This window comes from Synechococcus sp. MW101C3 (assembly GCF_002252635.1).
Lineage (GTDB): Bacteria > Cyanobacteriota > Cyanobacteriia > PCC-6307 > Cyanobiaceae > MW101C3.
This window is the reverse complement of sequence record NZ_NQKX01000001.1, coordinates 425,263-447,351: the sequence shown is the minus strand read 5'-3', so window position 1 is coordinate 447,351 and position 22,089 is coordinate 425,263. Positions and strand designations below refer to the sequence as shown.

The window sequence follows — 22,089 nt, the reverse complement described above, 5'->3', positions numbered from 1 at the left end:
CAGCTCCTGCACCTGGCGGCCCAGCGTGATCTCCTGCTCATGGCTCAGCAACGGCACGCGGCCGATGTCCCGCAGATACGAGCGCACCAGGTCGCCGCTCGCCATGGAGGCACTGGAAGCATCAACCGTGGCCAAGGGCGGGGAAGGCATGGTGGCGTTTCGCAGGGTTAGGAAACGTTTGTGTTTCGTAATTTACCACCATGGATCGGTCGCACACCATCCCCGCACCTGCTAGCTACGCACCAGCCCAACGCCTGCTGGCGGCGTGCCAGCCCGGCCTCAGTTGGCGGGGCGGCGAGCGGCCGCCGACGCGGGAGAGAATGCGGCTGTGCCCGCCCCGGACGGCGCCTGCCGCCGGGCCCTCCGCTGCCGGATGCCATGCCAAGGGAGCGACTCCAAAAGCTGCTGGCCGCCGCCGGCGTCTGCTCCCGGCGGCGGGCCGAGGATCTGCTGCTGCAGGGGCGCGTGCGGGTGAACGGCAGGGTGGCCGGTCTGGGCGATCAGGCCGATGCCAGCACCGATCTGGTGGAGCTCGACGGTCAGCCACTGCGTCCTGCCGTAACCCGTCAGACGCTGTTGCTGCACAAACCCCCTGGTGTGGTGAGCAGTTGCCATGACCCGCAGGGCAGGCCCACGGTGCTGGATCTGCTGCCAGCGGCCCTCACCGAGGGCACCGGCCTGCACCCGGTGGGCCGGCTCGACATCGACAGCCGCGGCGCCCTGCTGCTCACCAACGACGGTGCCCTCACCCTGCGGCTGACCCATCCCCGCCATGGCCACGGCAAGACCTATCGAGTGCTGGTGCAGGGCCACCCGAGCGAGGCCGCGCTGGCCCAATGGCGCCGGGGCGTGGCGCTCGATGGTGAGGCCGCCCTGCCGGTGCAGCTGCGCCGGCTGCGCCAATCGGCCGCCAGCACGCTGCTGGAGGTGAAAATGCGGGAAGGACGAAACCGGCAGATCCGCCGCACCGCTGCCCTGCTGGGCCATCCGGTGCTGGATTTGCTGCGGGTGGCGATCGGGGATCTGCAGCTGGGCACCCTGGCGTCAGGCCAGTGGCGCCCCATCGACGCTCGACAATGGGACGAACCTGCTTCCGGTGCTGGACACCAGCACTGACCCTTCGCCGCCCCCGATGCCGCGCCCCCGGATCACCTCCCTGCTTCCCCAGGCCCTGCGGCGGCGCCTGCGTCTGGAGCCGTCGGCGGCGGCCTCGGCCCCACCGGCGCCCGAAGATCCCCTGCTGCAGCTCGGCCGGCTGCTGCGCCAGAAGCGGGAGGAGCAGGGGCTGAGCCTGCGCCAGCTCGCCACCGAAACCCGCATCAGCACCCCGGTGATCGAGGCGCTGGAGAGGGGCTGGCGTGACCGCCTGCCGGAGCCCGCTTACCTGCGCACGATGCTGGCGCTGCTTGAGCAGCACCTCGGCCTGGAACCCGGTGCGCTCAACGCCGCCCTGCCGCTGCAAGCCCACCCACTCGACGACCACAGCAAGCAGCCCTCGCTGCTGCGGCGCTTCACGCCGGGCTCAATCGATGTATTCACCAGCTGGCAAGGCACGGTGCTCTATGGCCTGCTGACCGCCGGCCTGATCTACGCCGTGAATCTGCAGCAGCAGCAGCTGGCGGCGGCCAACCAGCTCACGCTGCGGCCCGTGCCGCCGCTCACGGAAGCGGAGCGGGTGAAACCGCCCGACAGCAATGCCCTGCTGCTGCAGGTCCACCCCGACCTGCGGCCCCTCCAGCAGGCGGCCCGTGGGGTGGCGCAGAAGCAATGGAGCCGGGAAGCGCGCCAGGCGGGGGGTGGTCCTGGCGTGCTGCGCCTGCGGCTGGATCAGCCCACAAGCCTCCAGTTGAGCAGCGAATCGGGAGAAGGCACCCGGCTGCAAGGGGCGCGGGGCTCCCTCGTGCTGCAGATGCAGCCACCGCTGCAGGTGCAGCTCACTCCCCCACCGGCGGCGGGCAGCGGGGCCGTGCGTTGGAACGAGCAGCCGCTGGAGGCCGAAGCCGGGCGGCCGGGGGTTTACCGCGTGCCGCCGGCAGCAGCGCGGGGCTCAGCGGCAGCGCCAGCAGCGCTCCCGTCGGTTGCGCCGCCCGCCGATCTGCCGTAACGGGCCGCCAGGGCGGCCAGGGCAGCGATCGGCTCACTGAGCTGCTGCACAGGTTGCTCCAGCCGCCAGCTCCAGTTGGCCTCCCCCGCCGTGCCAGGGGTGTTGAAGCGGGCCTGATCGCCCAGGCTGAGCAGATCCTGCAGGGGCACCACCGCCAGTTCGGCGCGCGAGGCGAGCGCCAGCTCCAGCAGTTGCCAGCCTGGGGCCTCGATCATCTCGCCGATCCGTTCACCCACCTGACGGCGCTGATTCTCGGGCAGGGAGTCCCACCAGCCGATACAGGTGGCGTTGTCGTGGGTGCCTGTATACACCACCCAGTGGCGGCCCACGTAGTTCTCGGGCAGGTAGGCGTTGCCGTCGTTGCCGTCGAAGGCAAACTGCAGGATCTTCATACCCGGCAGGCGAAAGCGGTCGCGCAGAGCCTCCACCGCAGGCGTGATCACGCCCAGGTCTTCGGCGATCAGGGGCAGTTGGCCGCCCAGCCGTTGACGCAACGCCCTCAGCAGCGCCACCCCTGGCGAAGCGCGCCATTCACCCAGCTGGGCCGTGAGTGCCTCACCGGGCACCGCCCAGTACGACTCCAGCGCGCGGAAGTGATCCAGACGCAGCAAATCGAGCCGTTCCAGCTGCCCCTGCAGCCGCCGGAGCCACCAGCGGAAGCCGGTGAAGCGATGCAGCGACCAGCGATAGACGGGTGTCCCCCACAGCTGGCCGGTGTCGGAGAAGTAATCGGGCGGCACACCGCTCTGCTGGGTGAGGGAACCATCCCGGCGCAGCGAGAAGAGGCGGCGCCGAGCCCAGACATCGGCACTGTCGTGGGCCACATAGAAAGGAAGATCGCCGATCAGCTGCACGCCGCGATGGCGCGCATGGTCATGCAGCTGCTGCCACTGGCGCTCCAGGTGCCACTGCACCAGGGCCTCCTGCCGCAGGGCCGCCGCCTGCTCCCGGTCGAAGCGGCGCAGGGCCCGCCACTGCCGTTGCGCCAGCGGGACAGGCCATTGCCACCAGGGCAGGCCTCCCTGCAGCTCCCGCAGCACCATGAAGCGGCAGTGCTCCACCAGCCAGGGAGCTGCCGCCTGGCACCAGCGCTGGAAGTCGGCCTGGCGTTCAGCCGACTGCTGGAGCCAGCGCCGCTCGAGCGCCTGGGCCAGGGCCGCCGAGCGGAGCGGGCAGGCCTCCAGGTCGAGGCGATCGGTGCGGCCGGGGGGCAGCGCGGCTAGATCGGCGGCTTCCAGAAAGCCATCGGCCACCAGCGCGTCAGCGTCGAGAAACCAGGCGTTCAGCGCAAAGCCGCTGGGGGAGCTGTAGGGAGAGCCGGTGCCATCGGCGGGGGCCAGTGGCAACAACTGCCAGGCGTCGATGCCGTGGTCGGCCAGCAGGTCGATCCAGGCGTGGGCCGCGGCGCCGAAGCTGCCGCAGCCGGGCGTGCCCGGCAGGGCCGTGGGGTGGAGCAGCACACCACAGCGGCCCGCTGTCCCGGGGCCTGGGGGAAGGTCGGCGTCGCTCACGTGCGCGGCAGGCGGTAACGCGCCACGATCGCCTTGGCGAAGGCCGGGATGTGGCGCTCGGCCATCTCAGGATGGTGGCGCCGCAGCCACAGGGCATTGCGGGTGAAGTGGGAATCGATCGAGAAGCGGCCATACTCCAGCCCCTGAGGCCCGACGCGCTGCACGAGGAAGCCCACCACCTCAGCCAGCCAGCGGGGCAGGCGCACCGCCTTGTCGTAGGCGTCGATGCCCTGCTGCACCGCGGCGCGGCGATCCCCGCGGCTGCTCACCGGCGCCAGATCCAGTTCCGCCTCCACCAGATCGAGCAGCTCCTGGCCGCGGGCGTTGCGCACCGTGAGCCACTGACGGCCGAAGGTGGCGCCCATGTAGCCCACCACCAGGTCGGCGCCGCCGTTCACGTAGTCGAAGCAGCTGAGGCAGCTGGGGGCGAACACATCCTTGAGCCGGGGGGTGTCGAGACCGAAGAAGGGCACCGTCTCCTCGCGGCCGTCGCTGTGGCGGAAGTGGATGCGGAAGTCCTGCATGAACTCGTAGTGCACCACCGTGGCGGGCGAATCGCTGGCGCTTTCCAGAAAGGTCTGCAGCCCCTGGCGGCTCACGTTGTCCACGCACGGCAGACCGAGCACGTAGAGCTGATCCAGCGGCAGGGTGTCCTGCACGGCCCGCAGCGCCTGCACCTGGCAGCCCACACCGATGGCCAGCAGGCGGCGGATGCCGCTGCCGGGTAACTGCTCCAGCACCTCCAGGTTGGGGGAGAGGGTGGGCTTGTTCACCCGTGCCGCCAGCACCTGCTCGGGGGTGCGCGCCAGCACCGGCACCGGCGTGAAGCGGTCGTCGGGGCTCTGCTGCACGCACAGCACCGCATCCACCAGGCCCGTTTCCAGCGCCCGCACGCCGATGCGCGACACGATGCCGGTCCACTGCGCCCCATCGATCGGGGGCTGCAGGCGGGCCGTGACCATGCGCTGGCTGACGCCGAAGTAGAGCTCGTCCTCGTTGCTGAGGTCACGGCTGCGGCCGTGGGCGGCTTGCTCCATCGCCTCGAAGCGCTGCTGGAGGAAGGCGCAGGCCTGGCGTACGTAAGCCACCCAGCGGCTGTCGCACAGACCGCAGTCGCTGCAGAGGTCCTTGGCCGGTTTTGTGCTGCCCTTGGGCAGGGGCCGGGCCCGTTCGTGAGGGAGGGGAGGGGCGGCGGTCAAAGCGGCGTCCAGCCTGACGGGGCAAGGGAGCTTCAACCTATCGGCAGGCCCGGCTTCCGTGCCGGAGCTACGGCAAAGTTGAGCCTTCGCAAGCATGAGCGCCGATGGCAGGCGGGAGCAAGGCACGCCCACGGGGTGCGGCGCGATCGGCAGGGGGTTCGGACGTGTCACCTGCGGGTCCTGCCCAGGCGGAGCCTGGCGGCCGCCCCCGCGCCCGGCTGGGGTCGCGGCTGTGGAAGCTGAGCCTGGCCCTTCTGGCTGCCGTGGGCACGGTGGTGCTGTTCGAGCGTGTGTGGTCGCGGCCCGACCCCGGCCTGGTCAGCAGCGATCAAGCGGGCCTCAACAAGGATCTGGCCGATCCGCCGATCCGTCCCATCACGGTGCTGCTGATCGGCACCGACGCCGACCGGCTCGATGCCAGCACCAACGGCGCCGCACCCCCCGGCCCCGCCAACGCCGACACGCTGCTGCTGATCCGGGCCGATCCGGGCGGGGCGATGCGGGTGCTGAATGTTCCCACCGAACTGGCTGTGCAGGTGCCCGGTCAGAAGAAGGTGCAGAGCCTGGGGGCCCTTTACCGGCTCGGCGGCCCTGCCCTCACGGCCGGCGGGGTGGGGGAGCTGGTGGGCCTCGACCCTGGCCAGCCTGAGCGCTATGTGGTGATGCCGCGTCAGGTGCTGCGCAGCCTGGTGGACGGCCTGGGCGGGCTGGAGCTGAACCTGGATCAGGCCGTCCGTTACCACGACAAAACCCAGAACTACCGGGTCGATCTTCAGGGCGGGCTGCAGGTGCTGAAGGGCCCGCAGGTGGAGCAGCTGGTGCGCTTCAAGGGCAAGGACGACGGCCTCAGCGGACGGCGCAGCCGCCAGCAGGAGGTGATCGCCGGCCTGCTGGAGCAGCTGGGGCGCCCTGACGGCACGGCGAAACTGGCGCAGCAGGTGAGGCAGCTCCAGCCGTTGGTTGGCACCAACCTGACGGAAACCGAGATGCTGAGCCTGCTCAACGTGGCGATCCAGCAGGCCCACACCGTGCGCTACGACAAACTCCCGCTGGCACCCACCACCGAGCCTGGCCAGACGCTGCGGCAAGTGGCGCCGGGAGCAGAGCAGCCGCTGTGGCCGGCGGGGTAGCCCCACTCCGGCCATCGCGATGGATCAGCGCAGGCCGCTCAGAGGGTGGTGAGGCGCTGCCAGCGCAGCTTCAGGGCCTCCAGCAACACCTCCGCACCGGCAGCGCCGTGGTCGCCTGGCTGCAGCGCACCGAGCCAGGCCAGACCCTCGCAGGCGCGGGCCGACCCGTCCCAGCTGCCGCCCCACTGCACCAGGCCAAGCAGGGGCACGGCGGAGCGATCGAGCAGGGCGGTGTAGGCCGCCGCCAGCCCGCTGGTGGCGTCGTCAGCCGTCACCAGCAGCAGGGTGGGCTGCCGCCAGGCGCCGAGCACCTCCGCCCAGCGGGTGCCCACCGGCAGCCAGCGGCCTGGGTCTTGCTCGAGCGCCACCAGAGCGCCGCCCCGGTGGCCCTGGAGGGCCGCCATCAGCTGATCGGGCTCAACCGATTGAGCGGCCAGCTGGCTGAGCTCGGTTGTGGCGGGCAGGGCCAGCAGCGACTGCAGGCGCGGGGCCGCCTGGGGCAGGGCCGCCAGCCCGCCCGGGCCGGCTCCGGCCAGCACCAGGGGAGAGGTGAGCAAGGACCGCTGTTCGGACAAGACCGGCAGGCAGTGGTTCATCATTCTTCATACCACCAGGTTTCGCCGGCATCCGACCGGAAGGCTTCTACCATCAGCTCCATGCCGACCTCGCTCACGCCCGCCGTGACCCGTTTCCTGACAGCCGATCGGGTCGAGCAGGACCAGCCCCCTCACGACACCCGGCGGTTGCGGCTGTTCAGCGGCACGTCGAACCAGGCCTTGGCCCGCGAGATCGGCGCCTATCTCGGTGTTCCCGATGGGCCGCGCGCGATCAAGCGCTTCGCCGATGGTGAGCTTTATATCCAGATTCAGGAATCGATCCGCGGCTGCGATGTCTTCCTGATCCAACCCACCTGCGCTCCGGTGAACGATCACCTGATGGAGCTGCTGATCATGGTGGATGCCTGCCGGCGTGCCTCGGCCCGGCAGATCACCGCCGTGGTGCCCTACTACGGCTACGCCCGCGCCGACCGCAAGACGGCGGGCCGCGAATCGATCACTGCCAAGCTGGTGGCCAATCTGCTGGTGAAATCCGGCGTCGACCGGGTGCTGGCGATGGACCTGCACTCCTCCCAGATTCAGGGGTACTTCGACATCCCCTGCGATCACATCTACGGCTCGCCCGTGTTGGTGGATTACCTGCGCACCCGCGACCTCGGCGAGGTGGTGGTGGTGTCCCCGGATGTGGGCGGCGTGGCCCGGGCCCGGGCCTTCGCCAAGCAGATGAGCGATGCCCCGCTCGCGATCATCGACAAGCGCCGCTCCGGCCACAACGTGGCTGAGAGCCTCACAGTGATCGGCGACGTGGCCGGCAAGACGGCCATCCTGATCGACGACATGATCGACACCGGCGGCACCATCTGCGCGGGCGCCCGACTGCTGCGCCAGCGGGGCGCCACCCGGGTGCTGGCCTGCGCCACCCATGCGGTGTTCTCCCCTCCCGCGATCGAGCGGCTCTCCGAGCCCGGCCTGTTCGAAGAGGTGCTGGTCACCAACAGCATCCCGATCAGCGACGACCGCCGCTTCCCGCAGCTGCAGGTGCTTTCGGTGGCCAACATGCTGGGCGAAGCCATCTGGCGCATCCACGAGGAAAGCTCTGTGAGCTCGATGTTCCGCTGAAACCACCCGAACGCCACCGCTCCGAGGCGCCCTTTCCCCTGCGGGTGCGGCTGAAGAAGGCCCTGCCGGTGCTGGTCACGGCCCTGCTCACCACAGGACTGCAAGGGGTCGGCCTGCTGCCCGCTGCCGCCTCCAGCCAGCGTGTGGGAGTGTGGCTCACCAACAGCCCCAGCCTCCTCTACTACGACCGCAACCGGATCGAGCAGGCCGTCAAGGAACTGGCAGCTGCCGGGTTCAACACCCTCTACCCGAATGTGTGGAGCCGGGGCACCACCTTCCACCGCAGCCGCTTTGCTCCCACCGAACCGGCCCTGCTGAAGGCTGCTCCGGGACTCGATCCGATCTGCCAGATCACCCGCTCCGCCCAGCGGCGCGGCATGCAGGTGATCCCCTGGTTCGAATACGGAATGATGGAGCCCGCCGACGCGGAGGTGGTGCGGCGTCATCCCGAGTGGGTGCTGCAGCGCAGCGATGGCTCCACCCTCTATGCCATGCACGGCGCCAACCTGAAAACCTCACCGCTCCGGGATCTGCGGGTGTGGCTCAACCCGGCCCACCCCGGCGTGCGCGCCCGCTTCATCGGCCTGATCCAGGAGATCGTGCAGCGCTGTGGTGTCGACGGCATCCAGCTCGACGACCACTTCGCCTGGCCGGTGGAACTGGGCTACGACCCCTACACCCGGGCCCTGTTCAGCAAGGAGAAGGGGCGTGAACCTCCCACGGATTTCAACAACCGCGAATGGATGAGCTGGCGGCGCCAGCAGCTCACCGGCCTGCTGCGGGAGCTGCGAAGGGAACTGCGCCGCAGCAACGACAAGGCGGTGATCAGCCTGTCCCCTGGACCGTTCCGCTTCGCCTACAACCACTGGCTCCAGGACTGGGAAATCTGGGCCCTGGGCAAACTTGTGGATGACCTGGTGGTTCAGAACTACGCCTTTTCGGTGCGCGGTTTCGCCCGTGATCTCGATCAGCCGGCGCTGGTGAAGGCCCGCCAGTGGGGCCTGCCCGTGGAAATCGGCATCCTGGCGGGCTTCGGTGGCCGCACTCCCGACATGGCCACGCTCAATCAGAAGGTGGAGCTGGCGGCCCAGCGTGGTCATGGCGTGATCTATTTCTATTGGGAAGGCCTGTGGGGGACCTACGCCGGGCCCGAGGGAGCTTCCCTCCGGCGCGACGCGTTCACCCGATTGCACCGCCAGGCCTTCGGTCGCGGGCAGAGCCCCGCCAAGGGACAGGCCTCCAGCGCCGGAGCGGCGCCCCGCTGATCGCCTTCAGGCCGCCAGCCCTTCGCCGGCGCCGAGCGAACGGCACTGCTCCACCACTTCGCGGGTGTTGGCAGAGAGATCCGCCGCAGCCAGCTGCTCCACCGCCGCGCGCATGTGCCCGGCCCGCTCCGGCGCATAGCTCTGCCAGCGGCTGAACAGCTTCGCGAGCCGCGACGCCGTGATCGGGTTGCGCCGATCGAGCGCCACGATCTGCTCGGCCATGAACCGATAGCCCGTACCATCGGCCGCGTGGAACACCGGCGTGTTGGCAGAAAAGCCCCCCAGCACCGCGCGGATCGCGTTGGGGGCTGCCGGGTCGAAGCGCGGATGGGCCAGCAGAGCTGACGCCCGCTCCAGCCCATCGGCGAAGGGGGCGCTGGCCTCCAGCGCGAACCAGGCATCGAGGATCACCGGCTTCTCCTGCCAGCGTTGGTAGAAGGCCTCCAGCGCGCGGCGACGTTGCTCGCAGGGGTGAACCTGCAGGGCCCGCAGCCCGGCCCTGGCGAGCGTCATCGACGGCCCCTGCACAGCAGCGGCAGCGGCCTCGCGCACGGCCTCATCCCCGGCCGCCGCTCGCCAACTCCAGATCGTGGCGGTCAGGCGCCGCTCACCCTGCCCCTGGGGCCAGGGCTGCTCCCACTGCGGCCGGCAGGCGGCAAGCGCGTCCAGCAACGGCTCCTCCAGGGCAGCGCCGAAGACCCGCTCCAGGTCCAGCAGGGCCGCAAACAGCGCCGGAGGATCCGGCTCCGGGGCCAGATCCTCCAGTTCGGCCATGCCGGGAAGGGCCAGCAGGGCGCTGCGGCTGGCAGGCGGCAAGCTGCTGTCGGTGAGGATCGCGGCAAAGGCAGCGGTAAGCCCACATTCCAGTTCCGGGTCGCTGCGACCGGCGGCCCGGGCCAGCACGGCCTGCCGCAGCAGGGTCTGGCCTGCATCCCAGCGGGCGAAGGGATCGCTGTCGCAGGCGAACAGGTGCAGCAGTTCGGCATTCGGCCGGGCAAGCTCGAGCCGCACGGGCGCCGAGAAGCCCCGCAGCACCGAGAGGGCCGGCGGCGTCGGTCCCGGGGGCAACCCCTCGTAGCGCAGCTGGGTCTCCGCGGCCTCCAGCACGACGGGCGATCCGCCGGTCTGGGGCAGGGCCTGGCCGTCCTCACCCACAAGGGCCAGGGCCAGGGGAATCACCAACGGCTGCTTGCGCGGCTGGCCCGGGGTGGCGGGGGTGTGCTGGCGCAGCACCAGGGCGAGTGCGCCACTGGCGCCGTCCCAATGGCGATCGATCGACACCACGGGGGTGCCGGCCTGGTGATACCAGCGGCTGAACTGCTCGAAACTGAAGCGCAGCGGCGAGGGATCGTCGCCCTGGCCATCGGCGGTGGACGCAGAGGCTTCCGTTGCGGCGTCCTGCATGGCCTGCAGGAAATCGGCAGTGGTGGCGGCAGTGCCGTCGTGGCGCTGCACATAGAGCGCCATGCCGCGCATGAAGGTGGCAGGACCCAACAATGTGTGCAGCATACGGATCACTTCCGCACCTTTCTCATAGATGGTGGTGGTGTAGAAATTGTCGATCGCCTGATAGTGATCCGGCTGAATCGGGTGGGCAGTGGGTCCTGCATCTTCCCGGAATTGGGTATTGCGCAGCATCGCCACATCCTCGATGCGCTTGAGATCGGCACCGTGCAGATCGGCGGTGAAGCATTGGTCGCGAAACACCGTGAGTCCTTCCTTAAGGGAAAGCTGGAACCAGTCACGGCAGGTGATGCGATTCCCCGTCCAGTTGTGGAAGTATTCGTGGGCAATCACGCTTTCGATGCGTTCGAGCTCACCATCAGTGGCGGTTTCGGCATCGGCGAGCACCAGCTTGGAGTTGAAGATGTTCAGGCTCTTGTTCTCCATGGCGCCCATGTTGAAATGGCGCACAGCCACGATGTTGTATTCATCGAGGTCGTATTCGAGCCCATATACCTGCTCATCCCAGGCCATCGACCGCTGCAGCGAGGCCATCGCATGAGCGGTGTAGGGGGAATCGCCCGGCTCCACATGCAGGCGCAGTTGCACCATCCGGCCACTGGCGGTGGTGAAGCTGCCGCGCACCTCCTCAAGCCGTCCGGCCACCAGCGCGAACAGATAGGAGGGCTTGGGGAAGGGGTCGTCCCAGACCGCGAAGTGGCGGCCATCGGCCAGGGCACCGGCAGCCTGGCAATTGCCGTTGGAGAGCAGCACCGGGTAGCGCTCCTGCTCCGCTTCGATCCGCACCTGGAAGCGGCTGAGCACATCCGGTCGGTCGGGGTGGAAGGTGATGCGGCGGAAGCCTTCGGCCTCGCACTGGCTTGTCACCATGCCGCCGCTGGCATAGAGGCCTTCCAGGGTGGTGTTCGTGTAGGGGTCGATCCGCACCCGACTGGTGAGTACGAACGGCCGCTGCGGCGGCTGGAGCACCACCAGAAGCCCCTCCTCCTGGTGGGTGGCGGCAGGCGGAAGTGGTTCCCCGTCGATGGCCAGAGCCTCCAGCTCCAGACCCACCCCCCGCAGCTCCAACGGTGAAGCGGCTTGAGCAGTTGCAGACGCCCCCGCCGCGGGAAGGAACGAAAGGGTCGCTTCCACCAGGCCGTGGTCGGGGAAGAGGCGCACGGTCAGGTCCGTGCGCTCCAGCGCGTAGGGATAAGGCCGGTAATCGGCCAGGCGCACATCCGGCATCGACCCAGGGAAGAACAACCCTCTGATCCTGAAGGGTGCCAGGCGGCGCCGCGATCACCAAGGCAGCGGACTGCGTCCCTGGCCGGCATTGCAACCCACCTGGGAGCCCAGCAGCGCGCCAAGCGGCACTGCCCAGGTCCGGCCCTGGTCGCGGGAGGCGGCATAGCCGATGCCACCGCCGATCACGCCGCCCACGAGCCGGCCGATCGAGCAGCGCTGTTGCAGCGCTTGCGCTTCTTCAAAGGTCTGCGGTGCATTGAAGCCGTTCACCTGCCCCTGATAATCCTGATAAGGAGCGGGGAAGTTCCGCACCGGAATCACTCCCGACTGTGGGAGTGTCTGGGCCACGGGGACCTGGCGATAGACGGGAACCTGGCGGTACACCGGCTGCTGCTGATACACCGGCACCTGCTGGTAGGCCTGGCCAGGAAACCCAAGCGACTGAGCCTGGACCGCGAGCGGAGCCAAGGAACCAATGCTGAGCAGGCCGGCGGCCATCAGGGCAGAAGATGACGAGAAGGTCATGACGACGTTGGTGAAAAACACCCCGGAGGGATGCCTTCAGCAAAGCCAGAAGCCCTGAATGAACTGCAACTGACCAGGGGGTCAATCGCATCCGGATGCGACCGCCAGTTGTGAGGTTGGCCTCTATCAAAAAGCCAACGTCTCAGCCACCTACTTCGGAGGTGCCTTTGCAGGGGCAGCTGGTGCAGGTGCGAGCGGGCCAGCTGCCGGCCTTGCGCCAGATCCCTGCTGCTTGATGGCCGCCTCCACCCGCTTCACTACATCCGGCGGGACCTGTTTCGGACAGAGATCCACCGCGCCGATCACGGCGGAGTTCACGGCACCGCGCCGCAAATCCTCAATGGTGAGGGTCTGGGTGCCCACCTGCTGGATCTTGCCGCCGTGCAGCCCCTGGAGCACTTGCGCGATGGTTTCACCGGCGATGGCCACGGCCTTGTCGAAGTCCACGCCGCCGCCGCGGGCGATGCAAACGTTGACAGCCGCGATCCGGGTATACAGCTGCATCTGCGCTTCCGTGGCCGGTGCGGTTTGAGCGGCGGCGGGCAGAGACGCGAAGGGGAGCAGCAGGAGGGGGACCGCCACGAGGGACCGGCTCCAGCGGGGCAGAAGACGCAAAGGGGAGGACGCGTGAACCTCCATGGTGCTGCACCAGCCGATGAACTTCAATCGTGCAGCAGCCGTGCCTCGCCCACTCTCCACGCCGTCCCGCGCAACCCGCCTGGTTCTCCGGCCGGCCCCCCGCGCCCGAAACCGCCTGCGCCCGCCCGCAGTCCACCAAACCGGCCCAGCGCCCTGCCATGGACTGCGGGTGAACTCATAATGTGGCGATTACGTATTGGACCAGCCAGACGGTGCCTGCTGCGGGGGGGCCTAACCCCACCACCCATCCCCCTGAGGCCTCACCGCCGCCGCGTCGCCCGCTGAAACTGCTGCTGGTGGCGGCGCCGTACCATCTCGCCACCGCCGACCTGCGCGGCGTCATGCACCTGCTCCAGAGCAGCGACAGCGGTTTCGATGTAAAACTTGAAGTGGCCCACCCGGCCGAGCGCCCGGAGCTTTTGGAGCTCCACCGTCTCGTGGCCACCCCGGCCTTGGTGAAACTTGAACCGAAGCCACGCCAGGTGTTTGCCGGAAACACCGTGCTGCAGCAGCTCAAGGGCTGGCTACCCCGCTGGCAGCAGCGGGAAGTGGTGAGCGGCCTTGGCATGAGCCTGCGCCCCGCAGAAATGGATGGCAGCCGCACGCAGCGGGAACTGCAACTGGAAGATCAATTGCTGGTGCTGCGCCAGGAGAACGAAACCCTGATTGAGCGGCTGGGGGTGCAGGAACGCCTGCTGCGCATGGTGGCCCATGAACTGCGTACGCCGCTCACCGCGGCCAAGCTGGCGCTGCAGAGCCTGCAGCTCGGCCACATCGACACCACGCGTTGCCGCGACGTGCTCGACCGGCGGCTGGACGACATCGAGCACCTCTCCAAGGACCTGCTGGAAGTGGGGACCACCCGCTGGGAGGCCCTCTTCAATCCCCAGCAGCTTGGGTTGGCCTCGGTGGCGGCGGAGGCGATCCTGGAGCTTGAAAAGCTATGGGTGGGCCGCGACATCCAGCTGATTACCGACATTCCCGCCGACCTCCCGGCCGTGTTTGCCGATCAGCGGCGCATGCGGCAGGTGCTGCTCAACCTGATCGAGAACGCCTTGAAATTCACCCCTGACGGGGGCCAGGTGCACCTCACGCTGCTCCACCGCACCAACCAGTGGCTGCAGGTGAGTGTCTGCGACACCGGCCCGGGCATTCCCAGAAACGAACAGCAGCGGGTGTTCCTGGAGCGGGTGCGCCTGCCCCAGACCTCGGGCACCACCTCAGGCTTCGGGGTGGGCCTGTCCGTGTGCAGGCGGATCGTGGAAGTGCATGGCGGTCGGATCTGGGTGGTTTCGGAGCCGGGAGAAGGGGCCTGCTTCCATTTCACCGTGCCGGTGTGGAACGGTCAGAACGCGGCAGTCGCTTCTCCTCCTTGACGAAGGGCCACTCCGACCCGTAGCGTCCAACACGTCGGATGGAGAGGCTTCGAACGCCCTTCACCCGTGGCCTCGCCCCCATCGTCTAGAGGCCTAGGACACCTCCCTTTCACGGAGGCGACAGGGGTTCGAATCCCCTTGGGGGTATATCTTAAGTCAGAATACGATCTTTATTTATTACATTCAAGAATAGACTCCATCTGTTTTTGTTTTCATACAGCCAAATCCGATTCGTTTCCCTTTTCAAGCGTCTGATTTATTCGATCAATCGTTCAGTTCGGGGCAACATCCTCAGTACAGTCCATCCAGCTCAGTGCAGGGCATCAGCCTTTGGGCTGGGGCCGTCCTGCTCAACGCCAGCCTTCATTAACTACCGGAAGCCAAGCTTTGCAGGGAGCACACTCTCTCCGTGACGGCGTCAAGGCTCGTTACTCTGGGGGTCTGAGGCTCAACAAGTCGGCATTCCGTTCTCTGTGAGTTTCCGCCACAAGGCCAGCGGCTGTAAGCCCAGCCAGGCTCCGCCTGGTGGTCTCAGAGGCGGCCCGAGCGGCGCAGTGCTTCCTGTTGCACTGCCCGCAGGTTGGCAGCCAGGTCTTCGCGCAGGCGCTGCTCAATCAGCGCGATCGGCATACCCGGGCGGCCCTGCACGGTGAGGTCGTAAAGGAGCCGGGAGCCGATCGGATCCGGGCTCACCTGCCACGCCCCTTCAAAACGGCGGAAATCGCCCTGGATCATGGCGAAGCGGAGCATGCCGTGTTCCCGCACTTCCTGGAGCTCCAGTTCCACCCGCGCCGAGAAGCGCAGACCACAGAACTGTTGGCAGCCCACCTGCTCCAGACCCACCCGGTCGTCGCGGCGCCACAGCAACCGCGAGGTGGAGAGGTTCGGGATGAAGCGGCTGAGGTGCTCGTAATCCGTGAGCACCGACCAGATCAGGTCGTCCTTGAGGTCGATGCGCAGCTGAACGGCCAGACGGCGAGCCCCCTGGGGCAGGCGCTCCATCTCCTGTTGGATGGTGTCGAGGGGGCAGGAGTGTTGCCCTGTGGCCGGGCTTGACGCAGTGATGAGCGAACCGGCGGAAGACACCACGTAGAAACACCCCAGTGCCGGGGAACGTAGGGGAGAGGACAACCTGTTGTCGCGCACCAAACTTAGCCCTGATGCCCGGATGTCGGCGTCAGGAACCGCGCACCTGCTGGGGAGCCGGTTGTGGCTTCGGAGCGTTGCCTAAGATCTGACAGCCTTTTTCCGCAGTGAGTCGCTTCATGCGCACCTCGACCGCCGCGCTTCGCCAGTCCGATGCCCGCATGTTCACCCTGGTGGTGGAAGGGCTGCAGGGTCCCGGAGAGCGAGCGGCCGAACGTCGCTTCATGGTGCCGCTGTCCCGGATGCAGGCCACGCTGCGCCTGATCAACCAGCAGGGAGGACGACTGATCTCGGTCACCCAATCCGACCAGGCCCCCACCCCATCTCCTGACCCCGGCCCCTCCGACCCGGTCGCCCCCCCCGCCATCGCTCCTGTGACCACCACCGCCGCCAAAGAACCGGGCAAGCACGAGGCCGTGCCCGTGAACCTCTACAAGCCGAAGGACCCCTATGTGGGCACCGTGCTCGGCAACTATTCCCTGCTCGCCGAGGGGGCGATCGGCCGGGTGAACCACATCACTTTCGACCTCTCCGAGGGCAAGCTCCACTACGTGGAAGGCCAGAGCATCGGCATCATTCCCGATGGCACCGACACCAACGGCAAACCGCACAAGCTGCGTCTGTATTCGATCGCCAGCACCCGCCACGGCGACAACCTCGAAGACAAAACCGTGTCGCTCTGCGTCCGCCAGCTGCAATACGAGAAAGACGGCGAAACCATCAACGGTGTCTGCTCCACGTTCCTCTGTGACATCGAGCCCGGCGCCAAGGTGCGGATCACGGGGCCCGTGGGCAAGGAAATGCTCCTCCCGCCCGACGAAGACGCCAACGTGATCATGCTGGCCACCGGCACCGGCATCGCACCGATGCGAGCCTATCTGCGCCGCATGTTTGATCCCGGCGAGCGTGAGAAGAACCCCCACTACCAGTTCAAAGGCAAGGCCTGGCTGATCATGGGCGTGCCCACCACCGCCAACCTGCTCTACGAAGACGACTTCCAGAGCTACCTGAGCCACTTCCCCGACAACTTCCGCTACACCAAGGCCATCAGCCGCGAGCAGCAGAACCCCTCGGGCGGCCGTATGTACATCCAGGACCGGGTGGCCGAACACGGCGAAGAGATCTTCAACATGATCGAAGACCCCAAGACCCACGTCTACATGTGCGGTCTGCGGGGCATGGAGCCCGGCATCGACGAAGCCATGACCAAGGCCGCCGAAGCCAAAGGGCTGACCTGGTCGGAGCTGCGCCCCCAGCTCAAGAAAGCCGAGCGCTGGCACGTGGAAACCTACTGACCCGGCTGCTTCCTGCAGGCTTGGCCCGCCCTCTGGGCGGGCTTTTTTTTTGCCGAAACCCCCACATAGCCGCCTGGGCACTCCGTGGGTGGCCGGTTCCCGGCTTTCGTGGATGAATCAGGCCCGCCCTTCCCCCATGACCGCCGTCCTCACCAATCCGCTCAGGGTCGGGTTGCGCCAGGAGCGGGTGATCTCGCCCCAGTGTCTGGTGATCTTCGGCGCCAGCGGCGACCTCACCCACCGCAAGCTGATTCCGGCGCTGTTCGAGCTGTTTCGCCAGCGGCGCCTGCCCAGCGAGTTCGCCGTGCTGGGCTGCGCCCGCCGCCCCTGGAGCGATGAAGAGTTCCGCGCCCGCATGACCGAGGCCCTGGCGGAGGAGGTGGCCGACCACGCCAGCGCCTGGGAACAGTTCAGCAGCGGCCTCTTCTACGAGCCGGTGGACCTGCAGGTGCCTGAGCATCTGGTGCGCCTGGGCCAGCGGCTCGAGGCCATCGACCGGCTACGGGCCACTCGCTCCAACCGCACCTTCTACCTGTCGGTGTCGCCCACCTTCTATGGCAGCGGCTGCCGCGCCCTCGCCGATGCCGGCCTGCTGAGCGACCCGCAGCGCAGCCGGGTGGTGATCGAGAAGCCCTTCGGTCGTGACTACGGGAGCGCCGAGAAGCTCAACCGAATCGTGCAGGCCTGCGCCCAGGAAAACCAGGTCTTCCGGATCGACCACTACCTGGGCAAGGAAACGGTCCAGAACATCCTGGTGCTGCGCTTCGCCAACACCATCTTCGAGCCGATCTGGAACCGCAACTTCATCTCCAGCGTGCAGATCACCGCCGCTGAAACCGTGGGGGTGGAGGAGCGGGCCGGCTACTACGAAAGCTCCGGCGCCCTGCGGGACATGGTGCAGAACCACCTCACCCAGATGCTGGCGCTCACCACCATGGAAGCGCCGGGCCGCTTCGACCCGGAAGCAATCCGCAACGAGAAGGCCAAGGTGCTGCAGGCCGCTCGCCTCGCCGATGAGGCCGAGCCCTGGAACTGCTGCGTACGCGGCCAGTACGGACCCGGCGGCTCCCGCAGCCGGCCGATCAAGGGCTACCGGGAGGAGCCGGGGGTCAACCCGAACAGCACCACCGAAACCTATGTGGCGATGAAGCTGTTCATCGACAACTGGCGCTGGCAGGGGGTGCCCTTCTATCTGCGCACCGGCAAGCAACTGCCCAAGCGGCTCAGCGAGGTGGTGCTCACCTTCCGTGAGGCGCCGGTGCACCTCTTCGACGCCGCCGGCGGCAGCCCAACCGCCAACCAGCTGATCCTGCGCATCCAGCCCAACGAGGGCGCCGAATTCCGCTTCGAGGTGAAGGCTCCGGGATCGGGCATGCGCAGCCGGCCGGTCGACATGCAGTTCTCCTACGACGAATCGTTCGGGGAACCCTCCGATGAGGGCTACGTGCGCCTGCTCGCCGACGCCATGCTGGGAGATCCCACCCTGTTTACCCGCGGCGATGAGGTGGAAGCGGCGTGGCGCCTCTACACCCCCCTGCTGGAGCTGATCGAGGACAGTCCCTGGCAGCTGCCGGTCCAGCCCTATGAGGCCCGCACCTGGGGCCCCGCCGCTGCCGACAGCCTGCTCGCCAGCGACGACCTGGTCTGGCGCCGCCCCTGAACGCCTCGGCCTCCACCATCCACATCCGTCCCGTCCCCCCTCCCTGCCCCTCTCTCCATGAGCCCCCAACTGACCCTTCAGGCCCCGGTGGAACTGCCGCCCCCCGAGCTCACCGGCTACCTGGAGAAGCTCTGGCAGCACGACCTGGGGCACAGCAGCGGGGCCAGCACCTTCACCCTGCTGGTGTGGCAACCGGCCTGGGTGGAACAGCACCTGGTGCGGCTGGGCCGGCTGGAAGGCCCGGTGACCGGGGTGGTGCGTCCGGAAGTGCTGGAGGCGGCCCGTGAAGCGGTCGACTTCTGTGGCCTTCCCCCCAGCACCTCGCCGCTGGCACCAGAACTGGCCTGGGCGCTGGGCGAGCACGCGGGGGTCGACCACGTCGGCGAAGACCTGCGCGGCCAACACGTGGAATCGGCGATCAGCGCCTACCAGCCGCGCCGGCTGATCACCCTGGCGCCCACGCTCAGCAATAGCGCCGGCCTGGAAACGCTTGTGGCGGCCTACTGCCCGCTCAGCGAGGAAGGCAACAACGGCGCCACCTGCGGAGATGTGGTGGTGCTGCGCGGCGACTTCGACGCCCTGCGGCAGGGCCTGAGCCTGCTGCAGCCCCTGGTGCCCGACGACCTGCCCTGCTGGGTGTGGTGGAACGGTTCGCTGGAGGAAGCGCCCGATCTGCTGGCGGCCCTCAGCAGCCCGGGGCGCCGGCTGGTGATCGACAGCGCCCTCGGCCCGCCGCGCCGCTGCCTTGATCTGCTGGAGGAGCGCGTCAACAGCAGCACCGCCGTCAACGACCTCAACTGGCTGCGGTTGCGCGGCTGGCGGGAGTCGCTGGCGATGGTGTTCGACCCGCCCGGTCGGCGCGAATCGCTCAGCCACGTGGTGCACCTCGACATCGATGTGGAGGGCAGCCATCCGGTGCAGGGGCTGCTGCTGGCCGCCTGGATCGCCGACCGACTCGGCTGGCACTTTGTGACCAGTTACAAAATGGACGGTGACTCCATCGGCGCCGACTTCGAGCGCAGCGACGGCAAGGAAGTGCGCCTCAAGCTGATGCCGGTGCCGGTGGGGATCCCCAGCAGCCACCCGGGCACGATCGTGGGGTTGCGGCTGATCTGCGAACCCGACGATCGCAAGCCGCTCTGCGTGATCCTCTGCTCGGAAACCGGCGGCTGCATGCGGCTGGAGGCCGGCGGCGTGGCGCGGATGGAGCTGGCGGAAGATGTGGTGCCGAAGGTGCCCGGGTCCGATGAGATGGAAATGGGGCGGCTGCTGGGTGGCGGCCACGACTCCACCACGCCGCTGCTCGCCGCCGCTGCTCCGCTGGCAGCCAAGCTGCTGCCGAACTGAGGCTGTCCTGAACCCAGCGGCGGGGGGCCGGCACTGATGGCCTGCCTGATTGCGGCCCCCTGCAGCGGCAGCGGCAAAACGCTGCTCAGCCTGGCGCTCACGGCCCTGCTGCGCCAGCGCGGCCGCAGCGTCCAGACCTTCAAGGTGGGGCCCGACTACCTCGATCCCCAGTTGCTGGCCCGGGTGAGCGGCCGGCCGTGCCGCAACCTCGACCGCCTGCTCTGCGGCCCCGAATGGGTGGAGCGCAGTTTCCACTGGTGGGGCCGTCAGGCCGACCACTGCCTGGTGGAGGGGGTCATGGGCCTGTTCGACGGCCGCGGGCCCGGCGACGAGGGCAGCTCCGCCGAGCTGGCCGTCGCGCTGCAGCTGCCGGTGGTGCTGGTGGTGGAAGCCAGCCGCCAGGCCGGATCGGTCGCGGCGCTGGTCAACGGTTTCCGGCACCATCGCCGCGACCTCACCATGGCCGGGGTGGTGCTCAACGGCGTAAGCACCGCCCGGCACCAGGCGCTGCTGAGCGAAGCGCTCGCCGCCATCGGCATGCCGGTGCTGGGCCTGCTGCCGCGCCACCCCAGCCTGAGCCTGCCGTCACGGCACCTGGGGCTGCTGCCCGCCCATGAGCTCCACGACCTCACGCGCACCTGCGGAGAATGGGCAGCGCTGGCCGAGCAGCACCTTGATCTCGCGCAGCTGCTGCCCCTGCTGGCACCCCCCGCCAGTTCACCAGAGACCGCCTCCGGCGGCGATCCGATCCAATGGGCGCTCGGGCTCGAACACGAAACCCCAGCACCCGAGCCCGTGCGTGTGGCCATTGCCGCCGATGCCGCCTTCCACTTCCGCTACCCGGAAGCCACCGAACTGCTCGAAGCGGTGGGGGTGGAGCCGCGGCTTTGGCAGCCCCTGGCCGATGCGCCGCTGCCGCCGGATTGTCAGGGGGTAATCCTGCCGGGCGGCTACCCGGAGCTGCACGCGCCGGAACTGGCTGCCGCCCGGCGCAGCCTGGCTGACCTGCGGCGTGCCGCAGCCGCCGGCCTGCCGATCTACGCCGAATGCGGTGGCCTGCTGCTGCTGGGGCAGGCGTTGGAGGATCCAGAGGGCCAGCCCTACCCGATGGCTGGCCTGCTGCCGTTCACGGCCCGACGCGGGGCTCTCCAGCTCGGCTACCGACAGGCCACCCCCAGCCACGACGGGCTGGTGGCACGCTGCGGAGAATCCGTCTGCGGCCACGAATTCCACCGCTGGGAGCTGCACCCCACTCCCACGGCAGCCTCTGTGTCGGGCGGCAACGGTGTGATGGACGGAATCAAGCCGCTGTGGCAGCTTGAGGGATGGGGTTGCCCACCGCGGAGTGAAGGATGGACGACGCGCACGCTTCACGCCAGCTGGCTTCACCTCCACTGGGCTGGGTGTTCGGCGATCTGCCGGCGCCTCCACGACGCAGCCCGGCGGACAGCTCCGTTCGCCGTGGCGGCGGCAGCCGCCGCAGCGCCGGCTCCCTGGCCTCCCGGGAGCGCTGGCAGCTGATCGTGCGCGGCCATGTGCAGGGTGTGGGCTACCGCCAGGCCTGCTGCCGCGCCGCTGCCGCGCTCGGCGTGGCGGGCTGGGTGCGCAACCGCAGCGATGGTTCGGTGGAGGTGCAGGCGGAAGGCCCGAACCAGCAGCTGCTGGATCTGCGGCTCTGGTGTGAGTCGGGGCCGCCCGGGGCACTGGTGAGTGAGGTGATCCCCAGCCTGATGCCGATCGCTGGCGACGACTGGTTCGAGATCCGCCGCTGAGCGCGGCGTGTGCGTCATCCTGGCCGGGACCGCCAACGCGCCCTGGCGCCCCGATGCACGACCCCTCGCTCTGGACCGAACTGATCGCCTACGGCAGCGGCATCAGCCTCAGCCCGATCCATGTGGGCCTGCTGCTGCTGTTGCTTCTCGGTGAGCACCCCCTGCGGCGGGGTGGCCTGTTCGTGCTGAGCTGGGTCGTCACGATCGCCGTGATGGTGACCGTGCTGCTCACCCTGGGCCACGGCCTGCTGCTCACCATGGAGCAGGGCAGCAGCCACCGCACGGCGCTTGATCTGATGGGGGCCGGAGCCCTGCTCACCCTGGGGGTGCGGGAGCTGCTGCCGACCAGCCGCGGTGCTGGTCTGGAGGAAGCTCCAGGCTGGACGCGCCAGCTCGACCGTTTCTGCCGCCTGCCCCTGCCGCTGCTGATCGGCGCCGGGGCGGCGCTGGAGGTGGTCAGCCCGGACGACCTGTTCCTGATGGCCAAGGGGGCATCGGCGCTGCTGGCGGCTCAACTGGGCCGCGGGCAGGAGCTGCTGATGGCCGCAGTCTTCACCCTGGCGTCCAGCCTGCTGCTGCTGGTGCCGTTCCTGGCGGTGGCCCTGGCCCGCGAGCGCATGCTGCCGCGGCTCGAGAGCGCCAAGAAGCTGCTGTTCGCCCGGGGGGATCTGGTGGTGGGCGGCCTCAGCCTGGCGCTGGCGGCCTACCTGGCCTGGCAGGGCATCGAAGGCCTGCGCATGGTCTGAGCCGCCG

The 22,089-nt window shown here is 68.6% G+C and carries 20 protein-coding genes and 1 tRNA gene; 13 read left to right on the top strand and 8 right to left on the bottom strand.

Annotated elements, in window-relative coordinates; translation table 11 throughout:
- Positions 1-150 (bottom strand): sigma-70 factor domain-containing protein (locus CJZ80_RS02235; protein ID WP_304442201.1); only part of this gene is annotated, 150 nt, incomplete at its 3' end.
- A 228-nt stretch (positions 151-378) separates the two neighbouring features.
- Here CJZ80_RS02235 and CJZ80_RS02230 point away from each other — a divergent pair.
- On the top strand, positions 379-1,116 hold the full coding sequence (locus CJZ80_RS02230; RefSeq protein ID WP_094510405.1) for a pseudouridine synthase: 738 nt from the start codon (positions 379-381) through the stop codon (positions 1,114-1,116).
- Between the two features lie 16 nt (positions 1,117-1,132).
- Positions 1,133-2,104: a helix-turn-helix transcriptional regulator gene (locus tag CJZ80_RS02225; RefSeq protein WP_094510476.1), complete on the top strand. Its 972-nt coding sequence runs from the start codon at positions 1,133-1,135 to the stop codon at positions 2,102-2,104.
- Here CJZ80_RS02225 and malQ read toward each other — a convergent pair.
- On the bottom strand, positions 2,017-3,615 hold the full coding sequence (gene malQ / locus CJZ80_RS02220) for a 4-alpha-glucanotransferase (protein ID WP_233132728.1): 1,599 nt from the start codon (positions 3,613-3,615) through the stop codon (positions 2,017-2,019). The two genes, CJZ80_RS02225 and malQ, sit on opposite strands and share 88 nt — an antisense overlap.
- Positions 3,612-4,814 carry a Coenzyme F420 hydrogenase/dehydrogenase, beta subunit C-terminal domain gene (locus tag CJZ80_RS02215; RefSeq protein ID WP_094510403.1) on the bottom strand — a complete coding sequence of 401 codons (1,203 nt, stop codon included), beginning with the start codon at positions 4,812-4,814 and terminating at the stop codon, positions 3,612-3,614. The genes malQ and CJZ80_RS02215 overlap by 4 nt, the downstream gene beginning before the upstream one ends.
- Positions 4,815-4,978: 164 nt before the next feature.
- On the opposite strand from CJZ80_RS02215, the gene CJZ80_RS02210 reads away from it, so the two are divergent.
- Complete coding sequence (locus tag CJZ80_RS02210) at positions 4,979-5,944, top strand: LCP family protein (protein WP_158217398.1); 966 nt, start codon at positions 4,979-4,981, stop codon at positions 5,942-5,944.
- Between the two features lie 38 nt (positions 5,945-5,982).
- On the opposite strand, the gene CJZ80_RS02205 is transcribed toward CJZ80_RS02210, so the two are convergent.
- Positions 5,983-6,519 carry a hypothetical protein gene (locus tag CJZ80_RS02205; protein WP_158217397.1) on the bottom strand — a complete coding sequence of 179 codons (537 nt, stop codon included), beginning with the start codon at positions 6,517-6,519 and terminating at the stop codon, positions 5,983-5,985.
- Between the two features lie 105 nt (positions 6,520-6,624).
- Here CJZ80_RS02205 and CJZ80_RS02200 point away from each other — a divergent pair, with 105 nt between their 5' ends.
- Positions 6,625-7,620, top strand: a complete 996-nt coding sequence (locus CJZ80_RS02200) for a ribose-phosphate pyrophosphokinase (protein WP_094510475.1) — start codon at positions 6,625-6,627, stop codon at positions 7,618-7,620.
- Between the two features lie 50 nt (positions 7,621-7,670).
- Positions 7,671-8,885, top strand: a complete 1,215-nt coding sequence (locus tag CJZ80_RS02195) for a glycoside hydrolase family 10 protein (protein WP_369802976.1) — start codon at positions 7,671-7,673, stop codon at positions 8,883-8,885.
- A 6-nt stretch (positions 8,886-8,891) separates the two neighbouring features.
- Here CJZ80_RS02195 and pepN read toward each other — a convergent pair whose 3' ends face one another.
- From pepN to CJZ80_RS02180, 3 genes are all read right to left on the bottom strand, one after another.
- Entirely contained in the window at positions 8,892-11,576 is a 2,685-nt protein-coding gene (gene pepN / locus CJZ80_RS02190) for an aminopeptidase N (protein ID WP_094510399.1), read from the bottom strand.
- Between the two features lie 54 nt (positions 11,577-11,630).
- Positions 11,631-12,101 carry a hypothetical protein gene (locus CJZ80_RS02185; protein ID WP_144036872.1) on the bottom strand — a complete coding sequence of 157 codons (471 nt, stop codon included), beginning with the start codon at positions 12,099-12,101 and terminating at the stop codon, positions 11,631-11,633.
- A gap of 150 nt (positions 12,102-12,251) precedes the next feature.
- Positions 12,252-12,683: a cAMP phosphodiesterase gene (locus CJZ80_RS02180; RefSeq protein ID WP_233132727.1), complete on the bottom strand. Its 432-nt coding sequence runs from the start codon at positions 12,681-12,683 to the stop codon at positions 12,252-12,254.
- 239 nt (positions 12,684-12,922) lie between these two features.
- On the opposite strand from CJZ80_RS02180, the gene CJZ80_RS02175 reads away from it, so the two are divergent.
- Both CJZ80_RS02175 and CJZ80_RS02170 read left to right on the top strand, forming a co-directional pair.
- Complete coding sequence (locus CJZ80_RS02175) at positions 12,923-14,116, top strand: histidine kinase (protein ID WP_369802970.1); 1,194 nt, start codon at positions 12,923-12,925, stop codon at positions 14,114-14,116.
- A 74-nt stretch (positions 14,117-14,190) separates the two neighbouring features.
- Positions 14,191-14,263, top strand: a tRNA-Glu gene (locus tag CJZ80_RS02170).
- Positions 14,264-14,647: 384 nt separating this feature from the next.
- Here the strand turns inward: CJZ80_RS02170 and CJZ80_RS02165 are convergent.
- Complete coding sequence (locus CJZ80_RS02165; protein WP_094510396.1) at positions 14,648-15,118, bottom strand: SRPBCC family protein; 471 nt, start codon at positions 15,116-15,118, stop codon at positions 14,648-14,650.
- A 263-nt stretch (positions 15,119-15,381) separates the two neighbouring features.
- Between CJZ80_RS02165 and petH the strand changes: the two genes are divergently transcribed.
- The 6 genes from petH (at position 15,382) to CJZ80_RS02135 (ending at position 22,082) form a co-directional block, all read left to right on the top strand.
- Positions 15,382-16,557 (top strand): ferredoxin--NADP reductase, encoded by a 1,176-nt coding sequence (gene petH, locus CJZ80_RS02160; protein ID WP_094510395.1) that lies wholly within the window; start codon positions 15,382-15,384, stop codon positions 16,555-16,557.
- A 136-nt stretch (positions 16,558-16,693) separates the two neighbouring features.
- Positions 16,694-18,217, top strand: a complete 1,524-nt coding sequence (zwf, locus tag CJZ80_RS02155) for a glucose-6-phosphate dehydrogenase (RefSeq protein ID WP_094510394.1) — start codon at positions 16,694-16,696, stop codon at positions 18,215-18,217.
- Between the two features lie 57 nt (positions 18,218-18,274).
- A complete protein-coding gene (locus CJZ80_RS02150; protein ID WP_094510393.1) occupies positions 18,275-19,564 on the top strand; it encodes a glucose-6-phosphate dehydrogenase assembly protein OpcA in 1,290 nt (429 codons plus the stop codon).
- A 36-nt stretch (positions 19,565-19,600) separates the two neighbouring features.
- Positions 19,601-21,085, top strand: coding sequence for a cobyrinate a,c-diamide synthase (locus tag CJZ80_RS02145; protein WP_094510392.1), 1,485 nt, complete (start codon positions 19,601-19,603; stop codon positions 21,083-21,085).
- 2 nt (positions 21,086-21,087) lie between these two features.
- The gene (locus CJZ80_RS02140; protein WP_233132726.1) at positions 21,088-21,336 is read left to right on the top strand and encodes an acylphosphatase; all 249 of its coding nucleotides are present in this window, start codon (positions 21,088-21,090) and stop codon (positions 21,334-21,336) included.
- Positions 21,337-21,389: 53 nt separating this feature from the next.
- Positions 21,390-22,082 (top strand): GAP family protein, encoded by a 693-nt coding sequence (locus tag CJZ80_RS02135; protein ID WP_094510391.1) that lies wholly within the window; start codon positions 21,390-21,392, stop codon positions 22,080-22,082.
- Positions 22,083-22,089: the final 7 nt, after the last annotated feature.